The organism is Streptomyces europaeiscabiei (assembly GCF_001550375.1).
Classification (GTDB): domain Bacteria; phylum Actinomycetota; class Actinomycetes; order Streptomycetales; family Streptomycetaceae; genus Streptomyces; species Streptomyces europaeiscabiei.
In genome coordinates, this window is sequence record NZ_LRTR01000175.1 from 1 (window position 1) to 4124 (window position 4124).

Annotated in this window: 5 protein-coding genes; 3 read left to right on the forward strand and 2 right to left on the reverse strand. The window is 72.8% G+C overall.

Translation table 11 applies throughout. The features are described from left to right. Both AWZ10_RS08405 and AWZ10_RS08410 read left to right on the forward strand, forming a co-directional pair. A partial coding sequence (locus tag AWZ10_RS08405; RefSeq protein WP_482258096.1) for a VldE C-terminal domain-containing protein occupies nucleotides 1-353 on the forward strand: 353 nt, incomplete at its 5' end. Nucleotides 354-665: 312 nt separating this feature from the next. Further along, the gene (locus AWZ10_RS08410; protein WP_046707239.1) at nucleotides 666-1079 is read left to right on the forward strand and encodes a hypothetical protein; all 414 of its coding nucleotides are present in this window, start codon (nucleotides 666-668) and stop codon (nucleotides 1077-1079) included. 71 nt (nucleotides 1080-1150) lie between these two features. On the opposite strand, the gene AWZ10_RS08415 is transcribed toward AWZ10_RS08410, so the two are convergent. Together AWZ10_RS08415 and fdxA are read right to left on the reverse strand one after the other, a co-directional pair. Then, nucleotides 1151-2251: a bifunctional succinyldiaminopimelate transaminase/glutamate-prephenate aminotransferase gene (locus AWZ10_RS08415; RefSeq protein WP_060890781.1), complete on the reverse strand. Its 1101-nt coding sequence runs from the start codon at nucleotides 2249-2251 to the stop codon at nucleotides 1151-1153. A gap of 176 nt (nucleotides 2252-2427) precedes the next feature. Beyond that, a complete protein-coding gene (fdxA, locus tag AWZ10_RS08420) occupies nucleotides 2428-2745 on the reverse strand; it encodes a ferredoxin (protein ID WP_005480604.1) in 318 nt (105 codons plus the stop codon). Nucleotides 2746-2885: 140 nt separating this feature from the next. On the opposite strand from fdxA, the gene AWZ10_RS08425 reads away from it, so the two are divergent. After that, nucleotides 2886-4022 (forward strand): GNAT family N-acetyltransferase, encoded by a 1137-nt coding sequence (locus AWZ10_RS08425; protein WP_060890782.1) that lies wholly within the window; start codon nucleotides 2886-2888, stop codon nucleotides 4020-4022. Nucleotides 4023-4124 lie beyond the last annotated feature (102 nt).

Below are 4124 nucleotides of genomic sequence, written 5' to 3' on the forward strand. Positions count from 1 at the left end.
TCGCGCGGGACTTCGGAGACGACGCGTTCGAGGCGGCCGCGGCGGTGGTGGGCTCCGTGGGCGGCGCCTCCGCCCAGGCGAGCCCGTCGCCGAGTCCGAGTGGCTCCCCGGTCGCCGGGACCGTGATCATCCCCCTCACGGACGCCGGGGACGCCGGGAAGATCCGGCAGCGCGGCTGGGAGCTGGCGCACTGGGCCGTGGCCAACTCCTCCCGCCTGGGCGTCGAGCGCGTCGCGTACGCGGGCCGGGAGTGGGTCGCCGAGGGCCGGGCCGGTGCGTGGCGCAAGGCCGAGGGCACGGTGGGCGACTCGGCGGGTTCCGCCGCCGAGGTCCGAATCGTCACTGGACAGTAGGCCGCGAGCCTCACCCGTGCGGGGTACGTGCGGTGCGTCGTGTGGACGGGGTGCGCAGGTTTTCGGCTGGTCACCCCCGCATCGCGGGATCCCTTGGGGCCAAAGAGCCGTAAGGATTCAGCAGACTTTCGGACCGGATGGCGTTTGTCCGACTGAATCCGCATTTGATAATGAGACGCATTGCAAACTCTTTACGTCGGGTCGCCGCAACCTTCGAGGGCTTCGAGCGGTAGTCACTGCGTCCGAGCCCGGAACGATCAACTCCCGGGCGCGGTCGGACACTTCACCGTTCTCTTCCGTCAAAGGAGCACCATGTCCCTCCCCCTGACCCGCCGGATCGCCCGTGCCGCGCTGCTGACCGCAGCGGGAGCGGCCTCCGTGGTCGGTGCGGCCGGCTCCGCGAGTGCGGCGCCCGAACTCCCGGCCACCCCGAACCTCGGCGGCCTGTCCGCCGTGGACGGGGCGAACGCCGGTACCACCGTGGACGGCGCGACGCAGAACGTCACCGGGGTCGCGAGCGACGCCGGCACCAAGGCGGCCAAGCAGACCCTGCCCACCGTGGGCAAGACCGGCGGGAAGACCGTCAAGACGACGACGCCCGTCGCGCAGAAGGCCGCCGGGGAGACCGCCGGCTCCGCCGGCACCGTTCTGGGCGACACGAGCAAGACGGCCACCAAGGGTGGACTGCCCACGGGTCAGCTCCCGGTGCAGGGCCCGCTCGGCTGACGCCCGGCCGAACCGCCGAAGGGGCCCGGGGTCTCCCCCGGGCCCCTTCGGGCTGTCACGAACGACAGGACCTAGACCTGGGCCAGGCGCTCCACCGCTGCCGCCACCCGCTCGTCCGTCGCCGTGAGGGCCACGCGGACGTGGTGGTCGCCCGCGGGGCCGTAGAAGTCTCCGGGGGCCACGAGGATGCCGAGGTTGGCGAGGTGGGCGACGGTGGTCCAGCACGATTCGCCCCGGGTGGCCCAGAGGTAGAGGCTGGCCTCACTGTGCTCGATGCGGAAGCCGTGCGAGACGAGGGCTTCACGGAGCGCCGCACGCCGGGCCGTGTACCGGGCCCGCTGTTCGTGGACGTGGTCGTCGTCCCCGAGAGCGGCGACCACGGCGGCCTGGGTGGGGGCCGAGGTCATCATGCCGCCGTGCTTGCGGATCTGGAGGAGGGGGCCGAGGACGGCCGGGTCCCCGGCGAGGAAGGCCGCGCGGTAGCCCGCCAGGTTGGAGCGCTTGGAGAGGGAGTGGACGGCGACGATGCCCTCGTACGAGCCGCCGTTGACGTCCGGGTGGAGGACCGAGACCGGGTCGGCGTCCCAGCCCAGCTCCAGGTAGCACTCGTCGGAGAAGAGCAGGATGCCGTGCTCGCGGGCCCAGGCGACGATCCGGGTCAGCTCGGCCTTGGACAGGACCCTGCCGGTGGGGTTGGACGGCGAGTTCAGCCAGAGGAGCTTGAGGCCGGCCGGGTCCAGGGACGTCGGGTCGTCGTAGACCTCGTGGTCGGCGCGGGCGAGGCGGGCGCCCACCTCGTACGTCGGGTAGGCCAGGCGCGGGTACGCGACGCGGTCGCCGGGGCCGAGGCCCAACTGGGTGGGGAGCCAGGCGACGAGTTCCTTGGAGCCGACGATCGGCAGGACGTGGTGGTGGGTGACGTCACGGGCGCCGAGGCGGCGCTCCAGCCAGCCCGTGATCGCGTCGCGCAGTTCGACGGTGCCCCACACGGTCGGATAACCCGGCGAGTCCGCCGCGGCGACCAGCGCCTTCTGGATCAGCTCGGGCACCGGGTCGACCGGCGTGCCCACGGAGAGGTCCACGATGCCACCGGGGTGAGCGGCGGCCGTCGCCTTGTACGGCTCCAGCTTGTCCCAGGGGAAGGCGGGAAGACGGTCGCTGACTGCGGACACGGGATCTGCTCACTTTCTCGTACGTACGTTCCCGAGCGGAGGGACGGACGCGTACGTACCGCTCGTACGGCGAACGCCTCGGCCCCGTACGGCGATCATGGTGATCGGGCCGTACGGGACCGAGGCGGCGCGGATACGGGCCACAGGAGCCGTGCCCCGGGCCCGCGGCGTCGCTTTCAGGCCTGCGGCGGCAGTGCGGCGACGAAGGGGTGGTCGCGCTCGATCAGGCCGAGCTTGCTGGCACCACCGGGCGAGCCGAGCTCGTCGAAGAACTCGACGTTCGCCTTGTAGTAGTCCTTCCACTCCTCCGGGGTGTCGTCCTCGTAGAAGATCGCCTCGACCGGGCACACCGGCTCGCAGGCACCGCAGTCGACGCATTCATCCGGGTGGATGTAGAGGGATCGCTGCCCCTCGTAGATGCAGTCGACCGGGCACTCTTCGATACATGCCTTGTCCTTGACGTCGACACAAGGCTGCGCGATGACGTAGGTCACGCTGTCGTTCCTCCTCGATAGGGCGCCGGCGGGCCTCCTCAGGCTCCGCCGCCTGGCGCGCGGGAGCGCGGCGTCGTCGATGCCCGCACCTAGTATCTCCGTTCCTGGGCATGATCCGAACAGGAGGGGTGGACGGACCTGTGGAAATCTCTGCCGGTGGACGTCTCGAGATCCGTGTCTCCGCCGCTGACGTGGGCAAACGCGTGTCCGTGCGGCGCGTCGACGACGATGCCGCCGGGGGTGGGAAATTCACTGACACGGTTGGAGTTCTCACATCATGGGACGACGGTGTCCTGCTGATCACCCGACGGAACGGGGAGCGGGTGCGGATCGAGGAGTCGTCGCTGGTGGCGGGGAAGACCGTCCCCGCCGCTCCCGCCCGCCGACGCGGCCCCGCCGCCTCGTACGCGGAGCTGGCGCGGGTCGCCGCGCGGACCTGGCAGCCGGTCGAGCGCGCGGCGCTCGGCGAGTGGGAACTGCGGGCCGCCTCCGGCTTCACCCGGCGCGCCAACTCGGTGCTGCCCCTCGGCGACCCCGGAATGCCCCTGGACGAGGCGCTGACGGCCGTACGCGGCTGGTACGCCGCCCGGGGGCTGCCCGCGTTCATGCAGCTGGCCACGGGCGCCGAGGGCACCCAGGAGCTGCTGTGCGCCGAGGTGGCCGATCGCGGGTGGGTCCGTGACGTGACCGCCGAACTGTGGATCGGGGCGCTCGCGCCGGCCGCGGACCGGGAGGCGCCCGAGGTCGAGCTGTCCCGGACGGCGGACGAGGCGTGGCTCGGCCGCTACCAGCGCAAGGGCCTCGGCGAGGTCGCGCTGAGGGTGCTCGGGAGCGGGCCCTCGGTGTGGTTCGCGACCGTGCCGGGGGCGGAGGGTGCGGGGCCGGCCGCCATCGGGCGGTGCGTCGTGGACGGGCGGTGGGCCGGGTTCTCGGCCGTCGAGGTCGATCCCGCCCAGCGGCGGCGGGGGCTCGCGACGACCGTGATGGCGGCGCTGGCGCGGCGGGCCCTGGACGAGGGCGCCTCGGCCGGCTGGCTGCAGGTGGAGACGGACAACTCGGGGGCGCGGGCGTTGTACGGGGGGATGGGGTTCGCGGCGCATCACTCGTATCACCACTATCGGGAGCCGGAACCGGAAGATCCCGGTCCCGGCTCCGGCCCCGGCCCCGGCCCCGATTCCGGTGTCGGCTCCGGCTCCGGCTCCGGCGCCAGCCCGGACTCCGGCTCCGGCTCCGGCTCCGGCTCCGGCTCCGGCTCCGAGCCGTATGGATCGTCGTGAGCGGGCACCAGCCGGCTGTGCCGGCCCCTCGTCCTCCTGAGCGGGAGCGGGCCGACGAGGTGCGGCGGCGGTTCGCGGAGGCGGCGCGGGCCGAGCGGCCCG